The following is a 746-nucleotide window of genomic DNA, read 5'->3' as shown; positions in this document are numbered from 1 at the left end:
TAAAATCTCTGTTCCAGGAAGAGGTGGTACTGCAGGAACTATTGCTTGCCCCTTTTGTAATTTGTCTAAAAATCCTAAAATCATTATTTGAGATGTGTATCCTTTATCCCGTCTGTTAATCTCGGCAATCTCTTTGCTCTCTGCTGCCTCATCAAAGTTTCTTACATCTGATAATGCAACACTAGAAACAAAAGAACGCTCAACTAAGCCAAGAATCTTGCCTTCTTCTGAATCAATAACTGTATACTCTCCAATAGAAAGAGGTCTTGATGTAAGTGATGTGACCTTTGTTGGCTTTGATTCTCCTGTTACATAACCGATAATCATCCCAATACCTCTCTAGAACCAATTTCAGATGATAATCCATGTAAACTTACCAATTTTGCTAAATCCTTTCCACTAATCTTACAATTATTGTGTGCAAGCTTTAGTGCATATGGGTATCCTGCAACACTATTTTTGTAAAGTTTGTTTAGTAGCATTTTGACTTCTTCTTCTGAATGTTGCTCACCTAAAAGTTCGATTTTAATTAATGGTAGAGAATCATTTAATCTAGCAAACGTTGATGAAATCACTTTGTCTTTGCCATATTTTGGGTCTTTGAATAACTTGCTAAATCCTGGAGTTATTGTAGCATGATTATAGTAAAAAATATCACCTGCAATTGAATTGTATTTTTCAAACTGTGCTCTAGTGTTTGATGTCTTTGAAACAAAAACTACATTGTCTTTTTTCTTCATAACTTT

Annotated in this window: 1 protein-coding gene and 1 pseudogene; both read right to left on the bottom strand. The window is 34.0% G+C overall.

Annotation, left to right across the window (positions count from 1 at the left end):
- Window positions 1-327: pseudogene (locus C6988_RS10385) on the bottom strand (hypothetical protein); the annotation flags it as partial.
- The coding region (locus tag C6988_RS10380) for a DNA double-strand break repair nuclease NurA (RefSeq protein ID WP_182135322.1) at window positions 324-746 on the bottom strand (423 nt) is incomplete at its 5' end. The gene C6988_RS10380 and the pseudogene C6988_RS10385, both read right to left, overlap by 4 nt.

The organism is Nitrosopumilus sp. b1, from assembly GCF_014078545.1.
Taxonomy (GTDB): domain Archaea; phylum Thermoproteota; class Nitrososphaeria; order Nitrososphaerales; family Nitrosopumilaceae; genus PXYB01.
The sequence above is the reverse complement of the archived record's forward strand: the minus strand, read 5'-3'. Positions and strand labels throughout refer to the sequence as shown.